Annotated in this window: 20 protein-coding genes; 10 read left to right on the top strand and 10 right to left on the bottom strand. The window is 44.2% G+C overall.

Translation table 11 applies throughout. The features are described from left to right. Positions 1–14: 14 nt before the first annotated feature. Genes J2755_RS08870 through priS form a run of 8 tightly spaced genes read right to left on the bottom strand, consistent with a single transcriptional unit; the run spans position 15 to position 5,382 of the window. Complete coding sequence (locus J2755_RS08870) at positions 15–1,253, bottom strand: TIGR00375 family protein (protein ID WP_209682157.1); 1,239 nt, start codon at positions 1,251–1,253, stop codon at positions 15–17. 5 nt (positions 1,254–1,258) lie between these two features. After that, positions 1,259–2,032 (bottom strand): proteasome assembly chaperone family protein, encoded by a 774-nt coding sequence (locus tag J2755_RS08875; RefSeq protein ID WP_209682159.1) that lies wholly within the window; start codon positions 2,030–2,032, stop codon positions 1,259–1,261. Beyond that, entirely contained in the window at positions 2,014–2,193 is a 180-nt protein-coding gene (locus tag J2755_RS08880) for a nucleolar RNA-binding Nop10p family protein (protein WP_209682162.1), read from the bottom strand. Before J2755_RS08880 ends, J2755_RS08875 begins: the two co-directional genes overlap by 19 nt. 6 nt (positions 2,194–2,199) lie before the next feature. Next, positions 2,200–2,997: a translation initiation factor IF-2 subunit alpha gene (locus J2755_RS08885; RefSeq protein ID WP_209682164.1), complete on the bottom strand. Its 798-nt coding sequence runs from the start codon at positions 2,995–2,997 to the stop codon at positions 2,200–2,202. 11 nt (positions 2,998–3,008) lie between these two features. After that, positions 3,009–3,185, bottom strand: a complete 177-nt coding sequence (locus J2755_RS08890; RefSeq protein ID WP_209682166.1) for a 30S ribosomal protein S27e — start codon at positions 3,183–3,185, stop codon at positions 3,009–3,011. A gap of 7 nt (positions 3,186–3,192) precedes the next feature. Further along, positions 3,193–3,471: a 50S ribosomal protein L44e gene (locus J2755_RS08895; protein ID WP_209682171.1), complete on the bottom strand. Its 279-nt coding sequence runs from the start codon at positions 3,469–3,471 to the stop codon at positions 3,193–3,195. Further along, complete coding sequence (locus J2755_RS08900) at positions 3,468–4,166, bottom strand: hypothetical protein (RefSeq protein WP_209682174.1); 699 nt, start codon at positions 4,164–4,166, stop codon at positions 3,468–3,470. Before J2755_RS08900 ends, J2755_RS08895 begins: the two co-directional genes overlap by 4 nt. Beyond that, on the bottom strand, positions 4,153–5,382 hold the full coding sequence (gene priS / locus J2755_RS08905) for a DNA primase catalytic subunit PriS (protein ID WP_209682190.1): 1,230 nt from the start codon (positions 5,380–5,382) through the stop codon (positions 4,153–4,155). Before priS ends, J2755_RS08900 begins: the two co-directional genes overlap by 14 nt. A 107-nt stretch (positions 5,383–5,489) precedes the next feature. On the opposite strand from priS, the gene rqcH reads away from it, so the two are divergent. Further along, positions 5,490–7,481 carry a ribosome rescue protein RqcH gene (gene rqcH, locus J2755_RS08910; RefSeq protein ID WP_209682192.1) on the top strand — a complete coding sequence of 664 codons (1,992 nt, stop codon included), beginning with the start codon at positions 5,490–5,492 and terminating at the stop codon, positions 7,479–7,481. A gap of 20 nt (positions 7,482–7,501) precedes the next feature. Beyond that, on the top strand, positions 7,502–8,545 hold the full coding sequence (locus J2755_RS08915; protein WP_209682194.1) for an mRNA surveillance protein pelota: 1,044 nt from the start codon (positions 7,502–7,504) through the stop codon (positions 8,543–8,545). Here J2755_RS08915 and J2755_RS08920 read toward each other — a convergent pair. After that, entirely contained in the window at positions 8,542–9,402 is an 861-nt protein-coding gene (locus J2755_RS08920) for a DNA integrity scanning protein DisA nucleotide-binding domain protein (protein WP_209682196.1), read from the bottom strand. The genes J2755_RS08915 and J2755_RS08920 overlap by 4 nt on opposite strands. A 133-nt stretch (positions 9,403–9,535) precedes the next feature. Between J2755_RS08920 and thpR the strand changes: the two genes are divergently transcribed. Next, positions 9,536–10,081: an RNA 2',3'-cyclic phosphodiesterase gene (thpR, locus tag J2755_RS08925; protein WP_209682198.1), complete on the top strand. Its 546-nt coding sequence runs from the start codon at positions 9,536–9,538 to the stop codon at positions 10,079–10,081. Positions 10,082–10,083: 2 nt separating this feature from the next. Here thpR and J2755_RS08930 read toward each other — a convergent pair whose 3' ends face one another. Next, on the bottom strand, positions 10,084–11,097 hold the full coding sequence (locus tag J2755_RS08930; RefSeq protein ID WP_209682202.1) for an FAD:protein FMN transferase: 1,014 nt from the start codon (positions 11,095–11,097) through the stop codon (positions 10,084–10,086). 195 nt (positions 11,098–11,292) lie between these two features. Here J2755_RS08930 and J2755_RS08935 point away from each other — a divergent pair, with 195 nt between their 5' ends. The 7 genes from J2755_RS08935 to rnfE all read left to right on the top strand — a co-directional run bounded on the left by J2755_RS08935 (position 11,293) and on the right by rnfE (position 18,239). Next, positions 11,293–11,442: a DUF5371 family protein gene (locus J2755_RS08935; protein WP_209682204.1), complete on the top strand. Its 150-nt coding sequence runs from the start codon at positions 11,293–11,295 to the stop codon at positions 11,440–11,442. Between the two features lie 158 nt (positions 11,443–11,600). Then, positions 11,601–12,914 (top strand): MFS transporter, encoded by a 1,314-nt coding sequence (locus J2755_RS08940; protein WP_209682209.1) that lies wholly within the window; start codon positions 11,601–11,603, stop codon positions 12,912–12,914. A gap of 262 nt (positions 12,915–13,176) precedes the next feature. Continuing rightward, positions 13,177–14,754 carry a methanogenesis multiheme c-type cytochrome gene (mmcA, locus tag J2755_RS08945; protein WP_209682213.1) on the top strand — a complete coding sequence of 526 codons (1,578 nt, stop codon included), beginning with the start codon at positions 13,177–13,179 and terminating at the stop codon, positions 14,752–14,754. A 13-nt stretch (positions 14,755–14,767) separates the two neighbouring features. Beyond that, positions 14,768–16,123 carry an Rnf electron transport complex subunit RnfC gene (gene rnfC, locus J2755_RS08950; RefSeq protein WP_245312866.1) on the top strand — a complete coding sequence of 452 codons (1,356 nt, stop codon included), beginning with the start codon at positions 14,768–14,770 and terminating at the stop codon, positions 16,121–16,123. Positions 16,124–16,125: 2 nt separating this feature from the next. Then, on the top strand, positions 16,126–17,049 hold the full coding sequence (rnfD, locus tag J2755_RS08955) for an Rnf electron transport complex subunit RnfD (protein ID WP_209682216.1): 924 nt from the start codon (positions 16,126–16,128) through the stop codon (positions 17,047–17,049). Beyond that, positions 17,042–17,611, top strand: coding sequence for an Rnf electron transport complex subunit RnfG (gene rnfG / locus J2755_RS08960; protein ID WP_209682220.1), 570 nt, complete (start codon positions 17,042–17,044; stop codon positions 17,609–17,611). Before rnfD ends, rnfG begins: the two co-directional genes overlap by 8 nt. Before the next feature lie 10 nt (positions 17,612–17,621). Beyond that, a complete protein-coding gene (rnfE, locus tag J2755_RS08965) occupies positions 17,622–18,239 on the top strand; it encodes an Rnf electron transport complex subunit RnfE (RefSeq protein WP_209682223.1) in 618 nt (205 codons plus the stop codon).

Here is an 18,239-nt window from a genome sequence, read left to right on the forward strand (position 1 = left end):
TATCGAAGAGTTTGTCAGAAGTCAAAAAGGCTTTTCTGCTGCTTCTTTGAAACTTCCTTTTCTGCCTTTTTCTGCGGTTTGGATTTCTTCTTCTGACCGGGAAGTTCCAGCCAGCCGTATTTCCCTCCGCCCCCGGGATGGATGATGACCTTTTCCTCCCGGAATGCCCGGATGCCGTCAACAACGCGACTATCCACGAAATCCAGCTCTTCGAGGTCTGCGTCCAGCATGGCAGTGGTCTCGCTGCCGAATTTCTCAATTAAAGCATTCCAGGCTGTGCTGACACCCTTCGTATTGATGCTGGAATGTCCCAGTGCCATCATGATAATTTCTGCCAGTGGTAAGGTGTGGAGATACGGCGGCCTGTGATCCGGATGATGTGGCTCATCGTAATCCGCAAGCTCGTTCACCCTGTCGTACACGCCTTTCTTGATCTGTCCTCCGCAAACCCTGCACTTCCAGTCAATCTCCTCGCATTCCTCGAATGTATAATGGCGGAAGCACTTGATGCAGGCGGACTCATTGTACTTGCCTTCCTGAGGATAGAATCCTACATTAAGCACGCACTTGTATCCCTCTTTCCGGAGGATTGCCTTCTCCAGTCCTTCAAAAGTAAGATCAGGAACTTCGAACCTGTTGAACTCCCTTGCCAGTTTATTGGACCACGGGGAATGTGCATCCGAATTGGAAAGGAAAGTCAGATCCTGCAACTCCGCAATCCTGTCAGCATAATCACTATCCGCACTCAACCCGAGTTCAAGGAAAGCAACTTTGTCAGTCAGATCTCCGTAACAACTTTCCAGACTGTCATGGTAGGCATACATAGCAGTCCACGGGGTAAATGCATGGCAAGGGCCGAACAATGCGCCAACATCATGGGCAATCTCCGCAATCTCCTCGCCGTCGAGCCGGACCGTGGGGCGACCGTCAATCTCAAGGTTGCTATATGGAGCAATTCGTTCCGCAAGCTCTTCGGCTTTTGAAATGGAAGGTAAAATGAGCAGGTGGTGAACTCTTCTCTTGTCCTCGATTTCTGTGGTCAGGACAAACGAAGTGCCATCAATCTCAATAGTTGTATCATCAGAAGAGTATTTCTTAATCTCCGCAAGCCACTTAGGGTGGATACAATCCCCTGTTGCGACAAGGTTTATGCCCTTTTTCGCAGCTTCCGTAGCCATAACGGGCAGCTCCATCCTGTTGGAGCATGCCATTGAATACTTTGAGTGAAGGTGTAGATCTGCGTTAATGATCATTGCGATTATCCGATGTACCTCAGATCTTCATCCGGGGTCGTGTCGGGGAGCATCTGTTGTTGCTGTTGTTTTTGGTCCATCAGGTTTGCAACAATTTTCTCCATTTCCCTTGCACGCTTTTCCAGTTCGTTGACATCAATTTCGATTTCAAGCATGCTGCTGAGTACTTTTATCAGGGATTGTGCACTCTTCGGGTCTACCATGTAACCTGATGTCAGCCCCATAAGACAGGCTGCATCTATATCGCGGAACTGGCTCAAACCAAGCATAAGTCCGGAAACACCAACAATTCCACCACCGGGTTCATTTTCCTTGAAAATGACTCCATGCTTTTCAAGGTCTTCCACAAGTCCCACATTGTTGACGGCTCCCATTACCTCATCTTTGTGCTCCAATTGCCCTGTAGGGAATCCTCCAAGGGTATAGATTTTTGAAACGCCGTATTCCTCGGCTATATCAAGGTAGAGGTCACAGAGTTCGTAATGGCCTTCTGTGGTTGCACTTTGCTGGTCACCTGCCAATAAAAGAAGGTCATGGTTCCCTGCTTTACATGTATAAAAAGAATTACTTACAAGACGGACGGTACTTTTCTCGTCCACCAGTACCTGTGGTGGGAATGAAGGCGAAAAAATCTCCACAAGCTTTTCAGCTTCGAATGTTTCTACAATATGATCTACAACAAGTTTTCCCACGTGGCCGACACCGGGAAGTCCAACCAGCAGGATGGGATTATCCAGTTTAACATCTTTCTTCAGCTGGTTCACTTTTGTGCTTTGCATGTCCTACCTTCCCATTTGCTAATTCTGCGATATTTGCCGTATGGATCTTTCGGGGAAAGCCTTGCAGGCCTTGGATCAGTTGTAATCCCCTCACAAACGGGACATTTATCCCTGAGGGAATACCTGCCGCAATCGCAGCATTTCCTGATCGAATGGCCCAACAGTCATCACGACCTGGTGGCTTCGATGTGACGGTGGAAAGCACCTTTGCCGCCGAGTTGTTCAATCTTGGCGATGGCTGTGTCAGCTGAGTCCTTGAGGACAGCTTCTGCAGTCTTGTAATCCGGAGCAATAACTCTTATGCGGTATCTTGGTGCACCTGTGTAAGTAATGTTTAACCTGACACCTTCCATGTCGATTTCATTTGCCTCTTCAAGAGCCATCTTAATGAGTTCAATGCCGTTTGGAGCACTGTTGGTAAGATCCACATAGCCGGCAATTTCAACATATGGAAGTTTGATATTTTCCTGGGCAAGCTTAACGATAGTTGCAGCAATTTTCTTGCTGATCTTAACATCTTCAAATGCTTCTTCGCCCTGGATTGCAGCTTCTTCGAAAGCTGTGTAATTGCTGCCAAATTCATCTAAAAGAGTATCTTCAAGTTTTTGCAGCTTTTTCTCATCGAGTTTTGATTCCTCTGCAACGAACTGAAGCCATTTGGTAGCCTTCTGTTCATTCTTCCAATCCTGGATTTTAGCCCTTTTCTGGTGATCATTCACGTCTTTCAGGGAAAGGTCAATGTGACGTCTGGAGGTGTCCACATTGAGAACCTTACAAACGATTTTCTGTCCTTCCCTTACGTGATCCCTGACGTACTTGACCCATCCTGCCTTTATTTCGGATATGTGGATGAATCCTTCTTTGCCGTCATATTCCTCAAGGGCTGTATAGGCGCCAAAGTCGGTTACGTTCTTGACTTCACAAACGACAAATTCACCGACTTCCGGCCATTTATTGCTATCCATCTGGAATCACTTTACTCGAGTACTTCAAGTATATGGGTTGTAATAGTGGATTTACCACCGGTAGGTTCTGCAAGGGTTCTGCCACAGACGACACAGTTTACCTTCCTGCTTGCGCTTCCGAAGATTACCTGCTCGTTGGAACAGTCATTGCATTTTACCTTAAGGAATCTGCTTTTTGGGTTTGCCATTGTGGTTTCACTCCTTAAAATCGAATTTCTTGGCTCTGAAGCATGGCCTCTGATGTGCTTTGTTGCACACGGTGCAGCGGTATCTGAGTGCAATTCTCTTTGTGGGCTTGTCACCACTGGGCACCTTGGAGAATTTACCACTGTTTCCAATACCGGTTTGTCTCTTCTTCTGCCTTCTGATACGTGTCATCATTGACTCTTTGCCCTTCTTTACTTTCTCTGCAACGTGCTCCGTGTGTTTTTTACAGTGCGGGCAATGTGTCCTGAACCTCTTTGGAATCTTCATAATCTCACATCTTTTAACTTGATTCGTCTTCCTTCAATAGGGATTGCTGCGCCGCGTTTTACCAATCCGTTTGCGTTAAGACTTGGCAATACAACGATGTCCTCTGCGGCAAGCGTGTAATTGTTATTATCTGCTGCTTTGAACGTAGGCAGGTCCTTCAGTATTCGGACAAGACAGTACTCTTCATTTATATCCTTTTTGCCTGTCTGTTCGCTTTCTTCCGGCCGCTCAATCGCTTCTTCAAGGGTTTCCTGCTTCTGGATTAGGTTGTCTTGAGAGCCATCTTTCTCCACTTTGTTTTCATCGAGTGCAGGGTTTGGCTTGAATATCGGATCAATCAATTCTTCCCTTGCGGTTTGTATCGCAGAAAGGGTTGCTTCATAGACCTTTTTTTCCGAAGGCAGGAGTTTACTCATATCCTCGCTGGAAGAAACTTCCAGGAAAGCGTTGGATGTGGCCCGGGAAGTGATTTTCCGGATCCTGCGGATGAAAATAGTTTCCACATCATTAAGTGCAGTCTGCAGTTCGTCTTCCAGTATCTTTGATTCAACGGATCGCGGGTTATTGATCTTCTTGATTTCATCCTCAAGCTCATGGATGTATCCATTAACCTTGTTGTAAAAATCAGGTGGTAAAGAGTTCAGGGATGAACTGTTCTCCTGTCGCGAAAATCCTTTGAACTCATTTCGATCCATATTCTGCAACACCTCTACACATCAGGTAAATTGCGGCATACTCAGGAACCTGCTGCACTCCTTCTTCTACCTGCAGGTCAATGCCTTTCATTTGTACCCCAAATGGTTTCATAACTTTTATTGTTACCGCCCTTTCTGAAAATACAACCGCATCGGAAAGGGGTTCAAAGTTCTCTATCTCATCAAGCCCGAGCGTTACAACCCTCATCCCGGAACCGCCATGAAGGGATCCGGGCAATCGTATAAGTCTTTTAATATCTGCTGTAACCGGTTCGTCAACCTGTGCCGGATTGAAAAGGTGAATGCGTTTTTCTTCAATTGCAACTTCAACTAATTTTGTAATCATTCCTCGCTGATTGCCAGCAGTTCCAAAATCAAACCTTCCAGTTTCCTTGAAATATTCTAAAAGTTCGGGTTCATCGGAAATTTTCTCTAATCTTGAAATTGCTTTCTTTCCAAATCCTTCTATCTTCTTTAATTCTTGGAATCGATCTTTCTTTTCCTTTTTCATTTCTTCTTCAAGGTAGCTGGCAACGTATTCAGTAATCCTTTTACTCCATCCGATTTTTGGATTTTTCAATGCATGTCTGCTAGTTATCTCAGTTTTATCTCTAAATGTTGTAGTACCAGTTCCCGAATCGCCATCAAGGTATTTTCTCTTATAAAGATATTTTACATCTATCCCTTTTCCTGCAACATAGTCGACAATTTCCCTTCTCTGGGGACTTTCCAGTTCCCGAACACTTTTATCTTCAATGTGGAAATGGTATCCTCTGCCTCCTGAAAACACGGCAGTAATGCTATCTTCCGGGAAACCAAAGTCATCTGTGAGAAAATCCAGAAGTCTTAATGATTCTGTTTTCACCATTTCCAGCATCTCAGCATATGATTGGGGTGCTCCGGGAAGGTGATCCGCATCAAGGTCAAAAATAAGGTCTGCTCCAAGCCAGTTTTTCTCTTTCATGGAAGGTGCATCAGGATACTGGTAATATGCGACGGAATGATAAACATGAGCTGGCTGCATCGATACGAGGTAGTCACGAACCTCTCCCGGTGCGCCGAATGCCTTATGTCTGTACATAATGGTCTCGGGCATGCTATCATAAGAAATAAAGCCCCATTCGCGGGAAGGGAGTTCTGAAGGCAGGTCTAAAGTTGCCGTTTGGTAGTAATCCCTGAATTTATTTTTAAGAAATTTTTTTGTCCTGAGATCCATGAATGATAATCCTTCCAGCCTTAGAGGGCTCTAATTTATTTCATCTTTGGTTTATATAAGCTATTGGACAAACCTTTTTAGCACCTTCCCCTTTATTAGTATCGGATATGAAAGAAGAAATGACGAGTGCGGATGTTGCTGCACTAATTAGTGAATTTAACAATCCTTCCAATACACTGGTAGACGCTAAAATCGGGAAAATTTACCAGCCGGCAGAGGGAGAATTGCGTATTGCCTTAAACATGTTTAAGAGAGGGCGCCAAAATCTTGTAATTGAATTAGGAAAACGGCTCCATCTAAGTCAGTACGTAAGGCCAAGCCCAACGACTCCGCAGGCTTTCCCAATGCTTTTACGAAAGCACATCATGGGTGGCCGGATTCTTTCCATCAACCAGTATGATTTCGACAGGATTGTGGAAATACATATTATAAGAGGTGGGGAAACCACCATTCTGGTTGTCGAGCTTTTCGGGCAGGGAAATGTGGTTTTACTTGACAACGAACGTCGTATTATCCTCCCCATGAAGCCCGTCACATTCAAAGGCAGGCGTATAAGGCGTGGGGAGATTTACCAGTATCCTGAGGCTCAGGCAAGTCCTTTGGACATCGATGGTGAACAATTATTTGCGATCCTCCAGTCCTCAAATGCCGATGTTGTGCGTACAATCGCCAGCAGGTTTAATCTTGGTGGAGTGTATGCCGAAGAAGTCTGTCTGCGCTGCGGTATCGATAAAACCCGGGAAGCAATATCTCTTAATGAAGCAGAAATTGAGTCATTGATTGAAGGTTTAAAAGAGGTATTCAAGCCACTTACTGAAGGCGAATTGAAACCATGTATTGTCAGAGGAGAACAAAATGGGAATCTCGTGGATATCAACGTAATCCCCTTTGAACTCCAGCAGTATTCAGGAGCAGAAACTGAGTGCTACGAATCATTTAACAAGGCACTGGATGAGTTTTTCGGGAAACATTCAGCTGCCACTTTTGCTGAGCAAAAAGAATCCGTCAAGAAAGAAAAAGTGGATGTTCTTGCTCGTCGCCTCCAGCAACAGGAAGATGCAATCAGTAAGTTCGGTAAAGAAATTGATACGTTAACCGAAATCGCTGAACGCATTTACGAATATTATCAGGATATTGAAGGACTGCTTGGTGTCCTGTCCTCAGCACGTGAAAAAGGCTATTCGTGGCAGGATATTCGCAAGATTCTTGATGGCGCAAAAGAAGAATCCGAGGCTGCAAGGGCAGTTGTCAATATTGATTCTTCCAGAGGTGTCGTTACCATGAATCTCAATGGTGCAAAGGCAAATATCGATGTGCGAAAAACGGTGCCTCAGAATGCTCTTGTTTACTATGAAAAAGTCAAGAAACTTGAAAAGAAACGCAAAGGTGCCCTTGAAGCAATTGAGCAAACCCGTAAGCAGATGAAAAAGCGGGACAGCAAGAAAGAGGCTGCCAAGAGAAAGGCCTTTGTCAAGAAGCACTGGTATGACAGGTTCCGTTGGTTTGTTTCATCAGACGGTTTCTTTGTGGTTGCGGGACGAGATGCTACCACAAACGAGGATATCGTCAAGAAATACATGGAAAAAAGGGATATTGTTTTCCATACTCAGGCACCGGGTGCCCCAATGACAGTCATAAAAACCGAAGGCAAGGAAGTTCCCCAGTCAACACTTGATGAAGTAGCCCGGTTTGTAGTCTCAAACTCCAGCATCTGGAAAGCTGGTCAGTTCGCAGGAGATTGCTACTGGATTTTGCCAGAGCAGGTAACCAAGACTCCTGAATCAGGGGAGTATCTTAAGAAGGGTTCATTTGTAATTCGGGGAGATCGCAATTACATGCGGGATGTTCCTGTAAGTGCTGCTGTAGGACTTGAACTTGGGAAGGAAACCCGTGTAATTGGTGGTCCGCTATCGGCTGTTCAAGCCCGGGCTGAACACGTAATTGAGATTGTTCCCGGGAAATTCAACCAGAATGATCTTGCCAAAAAGATCTACAGGATGTACGTGGAAAAACTGCAGGATGTGCATTTTGTGAAACAGATTGCTTCACCTGATAAAATTGCTATGATGCTTCCGCCTGGTGGATCTGAATTGAAATAATGGTAGTATGAGGTAAACCGATGCGAATCCTTAAAAAGAATCTCAAGGGCAATGAAGGTGAGATAGCTCTTGTTCCACAGACTCTGGATGATCTCTGGCACCTGAAGTATATTATTGAGCCCGGAGACGTGGTGTTTGCCCTTACCAAGAGGAAAGCCGATTCTGCTACTGACAAGCTGCGACCTGAAAAATCGGAGAAAAAAACAGTTCGCCTTGGAATTCTGGTTGAGAGTCTTGAATTTCACAAATTTTCAAACCGGCTGAGGCTACATGGCCCTATAGAGCATGGTATGGATGTGGGTGCTTATCATACTTTGAATATTGAGGAAGGAACTGATCTTTCTGTTATCAAAGTGTGGAAAGGGGATCAGCTTGAAAGGATCGAGGAAGCAGAAGCCGCAGCTAAACGCCCGAAAGTGATAATTGTTGCAGTAGAAGAGGGGGATGCAGACATCGGTTTTGTGCGGCATTACGGCGTGGAGTTATACACTCATGTCCGGCAGTCCTCCGGGAAGGGTGAAGGTTCTCTCCGGGATGATTTCTTTGAATTGCTTCTTGAGAAATTGAAGTATCCGCTTACAGGGGAAGAGTCAATTGTACTTGCAGGTCCGGGTTTTACAAAAGAAGATTTTCTCAATTATGTTAAAACCAAAGAACCGGAAATAGCAGCAGGAATTATTACTGAGGATACATCGTCCATCGGAATGTCCGGGTTTCAGGAAGTATTGCGAAGAGGTGCTGTTGACAGGATAGTAGAACAATCCCGTCTTTCAAGGGAAGCCTCCCTGATGGATGAGCTTCTGAAGGAAATCTCTGTTGATGGCAAAGCCGCATACGGGATGGAAGAAGTGCGAAAGGCACAGGATTATGGTGCAATTGAGACGTTGCTTGTTGCCGATGAGTACCTGCGTCAGGACAGGGAAGAAGAAGGTAATATTGACAAGTTCATCCGGAATGTGGAATATTCCAAAGGAAAACTTGTGGTATTCAGTACAGGATTTGAACCAGGACAAAAACTGGATGCCCTCGGAGGCATTGCAGCAATCCTCAGGTTCAAGATTTAATTATTTTTTAGAAGCCTGTCGGTAGATTCGATGGAAACCCTCTCCTTTCCATCCATGAATAGCCTGACAGTCCCGCCGGATTCTGAAACAGTTAAAGCTATTGCTACTGTATCGCGTGTCATGGCGGCAGCGGAAACATGTCGGCCGCCAAATCCTTTGTTAATGTCGAGGTCCTTTGCATCAACATCCAGATAACGTCCTGCATTGAGGATTACTCCCTCTTCAGATACTATGAAAACGCCATCAAGAAGTGAAAACTCTTTTACAGATTCCCAGTTTTTTTCTTCAAGAATGCTTTTTTCATCATCCGGATGGCCCGAATACGGGTTAAGGATCATCTGGTGGGATCGCTGCATGACCTCTTCATGATCTCCAATTAAAAACGCCGTACCTACCTGTCTTCCTTCGCGGCCGGCTTCAGATATTTCAAGACATAGCCGAAACGCTGCTCTCATAACTTCCGGTGAAATTCTTTCTTCACATTCCTGCATTGCATTAAGCAGCACACTCTTCGAGAAATCATGGAATATGATGGCCACAGATTCTTCGGATATGGAAATTCCAACAACGATCCCTCTCTTCATTTTTCCGATGACATGTTCTATAGAAGCAGCCTTTTCAATATCGGAAACATATGATTTAGCCTCTCTGCAAAGGTTTTTTTCCATGGAGTGAAGACTTCCGCTTTCCGGGGGGATGAAACCTTCAATAAATGTATCTGTATTGCCCGGGAGCTGGTAAACCGGAATATCGGTTTCAATTGGGAATGGTAGCTTTCCTGAAATCAGGACTGCAGCTGCATTATTTTTTTCAGCCAGTTTCAAGGTGCTTTCTATAAGTTCTTCAGCGGATTCCATTCCATCCCCCGTTTTTTTTGTGATATTATGGTTTATATGTTTATTAAATATACTGTTTATTCATTAAAATAGTGAAGGGTCGTCAGTTAGATATTGTTCATGTTCCTTTAGGGTAGTAGGGGAAGTGATTATTTTGATCAGGACTTTTGTGGCAGTTGATATCCCGGAAGATCTCCGGAAAGGAATTGAGAGGATTCTCTCTGAGTTAGGTTCTATAAAAGGAATCAAAGCAGTGCATTCTTCCAACGTTCATGTGACTCTCAAGTTTTTAGGTGATGTGAAACAGTCTCAGATTCCTGTTATCATAGAGAAGCTGGAAACTGTGGAGTTGTCCCCTTTTATGTGTACTATGGAGAAGGTAGGTGTCTTCCCATCTTCTTCAAAGCCAAGGGTTATCTGGTTGGGACTGGAAGGTCAGTTTAATAATCTTCATTTACAGGTAGAGAACGCTCTTGATGGTATGAGGTTTAAAAAAGACAACCGTGAGTATACTTCGCATGCAACCATTGGAAGGGTGAAATTCCTGAAAGGTGAAGAAAAAGAAGGTCTGAGACGTTTCCTGCAGGAATATGGGGATGAACATTTCGGTGAGTTTGAAGTAAGTAGTTTCAAACTTAAGAAAAGTACATTGACACCTAAAGGGCCTATTTATGAGACCCTTCATGAAGTTCTGCTTTAATATCACTGGATTTCGTAGGCTTCAAAGCCTTCAGATTTCACAATTCTTTTATCAGGAGTAATTATCAGGCATTCGACTCCTTCAAGACTTTCTATTAACTCCAGCCCATCTTCCTCACCCAGCACAAACACGGAAGTTGCCAGTGCATCTGCCTCAATGGCTGAGTCGGCGATTATGGTTGAGCTGATGAGGTTTGAAACTGTATATCCAGTTCGTGGATCTGCAATATGTGATACTCTGGCGGAATCGTTGAAGTACCGCTCATAATTCCCGCTTGTGGTTACTGCTTTTCCTGAGACGGACATCAATGTGACAGGTTCGGCTTTTTTCTCCGGGTCCTGCAATCCTATAATCCAGGTTTCACCATCAGGTTTTGTCCCAAAGAAAAATCCGTCTCCTCCTGCATTCACAAATCCACTTTTGAATCCTTCATCCATAAGAACTCTTGCAGCTTCATCCACAGCATACCCTTTTGCTATTCCTCCGAGGGTGATTTGCATACCTTCTTCAATTGAAATGGATGTTTCATTGATGGTTATTGCAGAAGAGTTCACAAGTGGCAGGATAGTATCAAGTTCTTCCTGTGTAGGTGGCTGATTTGGTCTGCCTTCTCCGAATTTGCTCGCCCAGAGGTCGAGTACAGGTTTGATTGTAACGTCAAATGCTCCGTCGGTTATTTCGCTGTAGTAAATAGCCTCTTCTAAAACAAAAACAAAGGAAGGATCTACATTCTCAATTGTTTTGTCCTGATTGAGGGTGGACACCTGACTCTGGCTTTCATAGGTACTCATAAGGCTTTCGATTTCTGAAATCCTCACAAAAGCTTTGTCTATAGCTTCATATGCCTGTTCTTCGTCTGCTCCGACAGCGGCAATTGTAATAGTAGTTCCCAAAGCTTCCCTTGTCTGGCTGTAAGTTTCCATTTTTACAGGGGTTCCGCTATCTGAATCAAATCCCACAAAGGCAATCGATGCGAGTATCAGGATTATGAATACTGTTACAATCTTTGTGTCCATGTCCGCTGGTGGGTTTCCATCAATATTAAGGTTTGCGGAGTTTGGGCAGGAACAACAATAAAAATTACAATAGAAGTATATTAATAAAACAAATAGTTTGATATATTATCAGCGAGATCATAGTTTTCCTGTAAAGATGAGGGGATTGAAGTGCGCTAAACAACTAACTCATATGCTTAAATCAGGGTTAAGATCATGAATACTTATGTGAAAATTGTGCATGCACAAACGATAATGACTGAACAGCAGCTTACTACTCTCAAGAGAACGACTGGAGAGCCCCACACCAAAGATGCGCTTATTACTGCCGTAGAATATTATCTCAAATCTAAGTGTGAGAACTAAGTATGGGCCTGTAAATTCCTGGAACATAAAAAAACAAAGTCATGTCTCATGAGGTATATTTCAGGATATGGCATGTCAATATTTACTGGAATTAATTTTTATTCCAGCAATGATTATTCCGGGAAAAGCCTATCAAACCTGAACAATATGTATTATTCATGGGGTCGCCGGAAGAGTCTGCAAAGAGTACATCGCTTTTTCCAATCCTTTTTGTTAATTTCATTGGTACCCTTGGTTTCAGTATTGTTATTCCTTTCCTTGTATTTCTCGTAGCGAGGTTTGGGGGCAATGCCATTATCTATGGTCTCATGGGTGCTATGTATCCGGCTTTCCAGCTTATCGGTGCTCCAATTCTTGGTAGATGGTCAGATATTTACGGGAGGAAAAAAATCCTTCTGCTGAGCCAAATCGGGACTCTTGTTTCATGGATAATCTTTCTTGTAGCACTCTTTTTGCCTGTAAATGAACTCCTCAATGTAGATTCTTCGTTTTTTGGAGCCTTCGCAATTACGCTGCCATTGGTATTTCTCTTCATTGCAAGAGGATTTGATGGTCTGACTGGCGGCAACGTGTCAGTTGCAAATGCCTATCTTGCTGACATTTCAAGTGAAGAGGATCGGAATAAGAACTACGGAAAAATGTCCATTTCTTCAAATCTGGGTTTTATCATCGGGCCGGCACTTGCTGGGTTTTTGAGTCTCACAGTTTACGGGGAGGCAATCCCGGTTTTGGCAGCCGTATTAATTTCAGTAGCGGGGACGATTGCAATTATTCGTTTTGTTCCGGAATCAAGGAAATGTGCTATTTGGGAAGATCATGAGGCAGATAATATAAGTAAACCCTTCGGACAGGAAATAAAGAAATGTCCTGAAACACACGGGCCTGTAAAAATAAAATTTTCAGACGTACTCAGCCTGACACACGTACCGTATATGCTAGTCCTCTATTTTTTCATATTTCTTGGGTTTAATGTGTTCTATACTGCTTTCCCGCTGCATGCCGTTGAACAACTTGAGTGGGGTGTTGCAGATATGGGGATTTACTTTTCATTTCTGGGTGTTCTCATGATTTTTGTACAGGGTCCTGTACTTGTAAGAGCAGTAAAAGTATATTCTGATGCAACTCTTGCCACCATCGGCAGTCTCCTGCTTGGAATATGCTTTCTTCTCCTTCTTCCGGGAACTCTCTTTATGACCTACCTTTCAGCGGTATTTTTTGCTGCCGGGAACGGGCTGATGTGGCCTTCCGTACTTTCAATCCTTTCTAAAATTGCAGGGGATAGGTATCAGGGCTCAGTGCAGGGATTTGCCAGCAGTTTTGCGAGCCTTGCCAGCATTTTCGGGCTTGTGATGGGGGGAGTAGTATATGAATTCATAGGAACGAATACTTTCATTATCACATCTGTAGTGATCTTTTTTGTTTTCTTCCTGACATTGAGATTGCACTCTTTTGAAAAACAACCCTTGGTTTGAGATCCGGGAATTAACTAAATTATCATTCATGATATATTACCGCCTTACAGGGCTGGTCTAACGCACTTTCTCGAAAGATATAAATACAGTAAATCAGTCAGTTTGGCAATCAGTAACAACTATGGATAACAGAATTGTTACCTTCACTGGTTTGCAGGATTATAAAACCCCCAAAAATAACAATCCCTCCAGTGATAACATATTTAACGTTTACAGATTATGTGTCCCGGGAATTTATGAATTATAAAGATGTGTGATTTTTATGGCGAAGCTTAGAGGTATTCTTGTTGCGGTCGCATTGGTTGTTTTTGCGTTTGCAGGCATCAACATATATCTTGGCTACAGCGGTAACGAGGCACTTGCCCATCACTATATGACAGAAGGCGAGTGGTCGGATTCCAGTTGTGGAGGATGTCATGTTGGTACTCCTTTTGCGGATTATGATGAAGTGGGAGAGTCCACTCATATCCAGAGAGTCCCTGAATGGGAACCCTTAACCAATTTCCAGGTGGAATCAGAAGGTGAAGAAGCCTGGGTGCAGGAATTCGGTCGTTATCATCCAGGTGGTGGAATCCTTGAAGAATACGGCGTCGGAATTGACTGTATGATATGCCACGAGCAATATGATCTTTATGATGCAGACGCCAGGGCTCTTGAATTGGCAAACGGCAATTACGCAAATGCCAACAATGCAGCAATGGAGGATGCCCGTGTTGTCGTCCAGCAGGATGGTGTGCGTCTTGGTACCTATGCCCTTGATGTTTTAACCCCTGCTCCAATTTTGTTAATTTTCCACGATACCGTAAATGCTGCACCTGAAAAATCATCCTGTATCAACAATTGTCATATTAAAGATGCACAGGTTACCCCCGTAATGTGGGGAGCTGAAGATTATGAAGAATTTGATGTGCACGCTGAAGTTGAATGCGTGGAATGCCATGAAGCACATGAACATGAAATTGCCGGAGCACCAATAGAATTACTGGAATCCGATGCTGGCCATGAAGAAGAATCATCTGCTCATGAAGACGTATTGTCTGTAAAGAGTTGTGTGGATGAATCATGCCATGCAGGTATTACACACGGTGGAACTACTGACTTCCATCTTGAATTCCTCGATTGCGCTGCCTGCCACATTCCACTTCTTCCCGGTGGCGACATTCCGGCAGGAATGCCAATTGAATCTTTTGACTGGTCAAACGGTGAACGAGTTGACACTTACCATGAGTCTGATTTTGCCCCAACACTCGCATGGACTGACGGAGCTTCCGAAGGTCTTAATGTGGGAGAAGACCGGGCTGAAAACTCAATGCTTGCCCCATTCAACATAATTAATGGTGCCTGGTGGGATGCAGGCCTTGAGGAAGAAATACTTGCTTCCCCGAACACAAGTTCATTAGAAGGTAATCCGATTCCAAATGATGATGTAATGGCTGCTGATGCTAACGCAGATGGTGATGTAACATCAGAAGAAATGCGCTCTTATGACGGAAACGGTGACGGTATGGCTGATTATCCAAATGCCATTCTCAGGCAGGTTGATCTTTATTACAGGCTCGGACACGGCATTTCCGGCTCAGAAGCAGGTATGGCAGATCCTCTTGAGTGCGATGACTGCCATGGTGCATCCGCATCTCCTGAATTACAAAACATCCACTTTGTGGAAAGGCCGGATTGCGAATACTGCCATGAAGTAACGCCTGTCATCGACTGGGCAATGCTCGGATATGATCGTGACCCGGCAGAAACCAATCCGCCAACAGACTTTTCTGTACCGGTAATTGAAGCAACAACACCGGGTGAAAAACCACCTGAAGTAGAAAGGGAACCTGCCTTCTAAGGAGTTGAGATACTTGGCAGAAATATCAGTTATGGAAAATGTCCCTGAAAAAGTGATAATCCCACTCAAGCAGCATAATGGTACCGTCTGTGAGGCTCTCGTGAGCAAAGGTGACATGGTTAAAGAAGGCCAGAAAATTGGAGAATGCACATCAGATTTTTGTGCGTCTGTCCATTCAAGCATTTGTGGAGAAGTAGTTTCCATTGAAGAAGCTCCCATGCCTTCAGGCACAAAAGTAATGAGTGTTATCATCCAGCCCGGCGAGGAAAATGAATGTGTTGATTTTACTCCTCAGGATGCTACAGGTGGAGATTTGATTTCTATTATCAAGGACGCTGGAATCGTAGAAAATTATGGGGTACCCACACATCTGGTTCTAAAACCGGGTGACGGTTGCACCATTGACACCGTTCTGGTTAACGCTACTTCAGCAGAGTGGATATGGGGAGATTACAAAGAGCCTCGTGATTATGCGCTTCAGATCCTTGAATCTCTGAAACTTCTCATGAAAGCTTCCGGTGCATCCAAAGGTGCGATTGTTCTTCGCAATGACAACAGTGAATCCATCAGTGCTTTTGATGGCCTTGTCTTTGAAGGAAAAAGAATAAGCGTATCCCCTCTTGTAGGTAAGAGGCGGGCAAGCTACTACTTCAAAGATCAGCAATCCGACATTGTGGTTTTGTCGCAGAATCGTATTTACGGCAAGAGCATCCTGGATTTGTTTACTTATAATGTTACAGGAAGAAGGGTGCCTTTCAATTGTAAACCTGCTTCCACAGGAGTTGCTATATGCAGTGTTCAGTCTGCAAAGGCTTTCTACGATGTCGTCCATGAAGGAAGGCCCTACATTGAGACAGTTATTTCGGTAACAGGTAAGGTAAACAAACCCCAGAAGATCCTTGTAAAAATAGGGACGCCTTTCAAGGATGTAATCGAGGCTTGCGGTGGCTATAAAGGCGAGCCGGGTAAGCTCATTGCCAACGGTGCTATAACCGGTGTGGCCCAGTATGTGGATGAAGTTCCTGTAACCAAGACAACGTTATCAATTACTGTTCAGGATAAGGGTGAAGTACTCCGGGATGAACCACTTGTGTGCGTACACTGTGCAAGGTGTGTTGATGTTTGTCCGGTTGATCTGATTCCTTCAAGGCTTGCTACACTGGCCGATCAGGGGCGTTTTGATGAAAGCAACCAGATGTATGTTAGCAATTGCATTGAATGCGGTCGCTGTTCCGCAGCCTGTCCCACAAAGATCCCGATTTTACAACTGATACGCTATGCAAAAGAAGCTATTGAAAAAGCGTATGATGATACAGCTCCAAAGGAATCATCAAACCTTGAATTAGGCTGCTCTTGCGGGAGTGTGTAATTATGACATTTACAATTTCAGCTCCGCCTCACAGAAAGCAGGATATAACTTTCAGGAAGATTACATTCGCAAAAATACTTGCACTGGTTCCTGTCAGTCTTGTAGCTGTTTATCTCTTCGGCTTGTATGCCCTGGCATTGATTATTGCAAGCGTTGCAGCTGCAGTAGCCACCGAAGCAATCATTCAGAAAGCATTAGGTCAGCCACTGGAAATTAACAACGGGCATGCAGCATTAATTGGTCTTATGGTAGCCCTTGTTGTGCCTCCGGAAGTACCTATCTGGATGCCAATAATTGGCTCCGCTTTTGGTGTTGCAATTGCAAAACACGCATTTGGAGGACTTGGTTCCTCAATATTCAATCCGGTTCTCGCAGCTTGGGTTTTCCTGAGTCTGGCCTGGTGGTCATTGATGCAGCCAGTTTCATTCCCTATGCTCGGTGGTTTTTCCGACCTTGTGCTTGAAACAGGTGCCGGTCATCTTATCGGCGCATCACCTATTGCTCTTATTGGTGGTGTTTTCCTGATTTATCGCCGCTATATGGAATGGAGGATCCCGGTATTTTACTTCCTGACAACAATTGTGCTGGCAGTGATTGTGGGTGACAGTCTCTCCTATGTTATCACAGGTGCATTCATTTTTGGTGTCCTTTTCCTTGCAACAGATACCCCGTCCTCTCCTGTAACAAAGAACGGAAGAGTGATTTATGGTGTTCTTTGCGGTGTTCTTACAGTTGTCTATGGACACTTTGACAATTACATTTACGCAACTTTCTACGGTCTTTTCCTCGCAAACAGCGTGGCAGCATTTATTGATAATAACACAATGCCAAGCTCTTATGCTGAGGAATCTTTCTTCCAGCGCAAGTATCGTACGATAATGGATAAAATACCCTTTGAGAAGCTGGGGGTGTATATGGATGAGTGAATCCGGAAAGGATATTGCAGTAATTCTTGCAAAACTCGTGCTTGTTAGCCTTGTGGCTGCGGCGTTGCTTGGGATCACTTTTGTGCCTACCCAGGAGCAACTTAAGATAAATGCAATAGAACAGCAAAAAATGGCATTGGCCGAGATTTTCCCACAGGCCACTGAATTTGAGGAAGTGTATGGCACTGTTCCTGATGAAGAAGGAGAACTTCCTGTTCTTTACTATAGGGCGCTTGATTCCTCGGGTAATCTGGTGGGATATGCTTTCTTCCAGGATTTCCCTGGTTCACAGGGTCAAATAAGAATTGCTGGTGGAATAGATCCGTCATTTTCCACAGTAGCAGGTGTACAGGTGATGAAACATTCCGAGACTCCGGGTCTGGGTGCAAAAATAGTGGAAACTGATTTCAGGGATCAATTCCTTGGAGTTCCTCTTGCTGATATGGCCCTTTCAAAAGATGGCGGAAAAATTGATGCCATCACCGGCGCGTCAATTTCATCGCAAGCGGTGGTAGATGCACTAAAAGCAGGTATAGATTCTGTCAAGGAGCAGGAATCCTGAGGTGATTACAATGAGTGATGTTTTTAATGAATATATTCGCGGTATCACAAAAGACAACCCAATTTTTGCTCTTGTGCTTGGTCTATGTCCAACTCTTGCAGTAACCACCTCAGTTGAGAATGCTCTGGGAATGGCTGCAGGTACTGCATTCGTATTGATCTGTTCAAATGTTATGGTTTCTGCACTGAGGAAACAAATTCCAGCTTCGGTGCGACTCCCAATTTTCATTTTGATAATAGCGACTTTCGTATCCATTGTGGAAATGGTGATGGAAGCATATACTCCCGCATTGTTCACTGCATTGGGTGTGTTTATTCCCCTGATTGTGGTTAACTGTATTATTATAGGCCGTGCAGAAGCTTACGCAAACAGGAATGGTGTTTTCTATTCCCTCATTGACGCGTTGGGTATTGCCACAGGTTTCCTTCTGGTTCTTGTACTCATTGGTGGAATCAGGGAAATTTTCGGTACAGGGCAGGTAGAAGTTTTCGGGTATCTTCTTTTCACAGTTCCGATGATGAACCCGGCTACATACATGATCCTATCTCCCGGAGCATTCCTGACAATCGGTATTCTCATGGCGATGGTAAATTATCGCAAGGCTAAAAAACTGGAGAGAGGTGAATAA

The sequence above is a fragment of the Methanohalophilus levihalophilus genome (genome assembly GCF_017874375.1).
Taxonomy (GTDB): domain Archaea; phylum Halobacteriota; class Methanosarcinia; order Methanosarcinales; family Methanosarcinaceae; genus Methanohalophilus; species Methanohalophilus levihalophilus.

Coding starts and splice junctions, on each gene's coding strand:
- J2755_RS08870 (WP_209682157.1), bottom strand. CDS start 1,253: ATGATCATTAACGCAGATCTACACCTTCACTCAAAGTATTCAATGGCA.
- J2755_RS08875 (WP_209682159.1), bottom strand. CDS start 2,032: ATGCAAAGCACAAAAGTGAACCAGCTGAAGAAAGATGTTAAACTGGAT.
- J2755_RS08885 (WP_209682164.1), bottom strand. CDS start 2,997: ATGGATAGCAATAAATGGCCGGAAGTCGGTGAATTTGTCGTTTGTGAA.
- J2755_RS08890 (WP_209682166.1), bottom strand. CDS start 3,185: ATGGCAAACCCAAAAAGCAGATTCCTTAAGGTAAAATGCAATGACTGT.
- J2755_RS08895 (WP_209682171.1), bottom strand. CDS start 3,471: ATGAAGATTCCAAAGAGGTTCAGGACACATTGCCCGCACTGTAAAAAA.
- J2755_RS08900 (WP_209682174.1), bottom strand. CDS start 4,166: ATGGATCGAAATGAGTTCAAAGGATTTTCGCGACAGGAGAACAGTTCA.
- priS (WP_209682190.1), bottom strand. CDS start 5,382: ATGGATCTCAGGACAAAAAAATTTCTTAAAAATAAATTCAGGGATTAC.
- rqcH (WP_209682192.1), top strand. CDS start 5,490: ATGAAAGAAGAAATGACGAGTGCGGATGTTGCTGCACTAATTAGTGAA.
- J2755_RS08915 (WP_209682194.1), top strand. CDS start 7,502: ATGCGAATCCTTAAAAAGAATCTCAAGGGCAATGAAGGTGAGATAGCT.
- J2755_RS08920 (WP_209682196.1), bottom strand. CDS start 9,402: ATGGAATCCGCTGAAGAACTTATAGAAAGCACCTTGAAACTGGCTGAA.
- J2755_RS08930 (WP_209682202.1), bottom strand. CDS start 11,097: ATGGACACAAAGATTGTAACAGTATTCATAATCCTGATACTCGCATCG.
- J2755_RS08935 (WP_209682204.1), top strand. CDS start 11,293: ATGAATACTTATGTGAAAATTGTGCATGCACAAACGATAATGACTGAA.
- J2755_RS08940 (WP_209682209.1), top strand. CDS start 11,601: ATGGGGTCGCCGGAAGAGTCTGCAAAGAGTACATCGCTTTTTCCAATC.
- mmcA (WP_209682213.1), top strand. CDS start 13,177: ATGGCGAAGCTTAGAGGTATTCTTGTTGCGGTCGCATTGGTTGTTTTT.
- rnfD (WP_209682216.1), top strand. CDS start 16,126: ATGACATTTACAATTTCAGCTCCGCCTCACAGAAAGCAGGATATAACT.
- rnfG (WP_209682220.1), top strand. CDS start 17,042: ATGAGTGAATCCGGAAAGGATATTGCAGTAATTCTTGCAAAACTCGTG.
- rnfE (WP_209682223.1), top strand. CDS start 17,622: ATGAGTGATGTTTTTAATGAATATATTCGCGGTATCACAAAAGACAAC.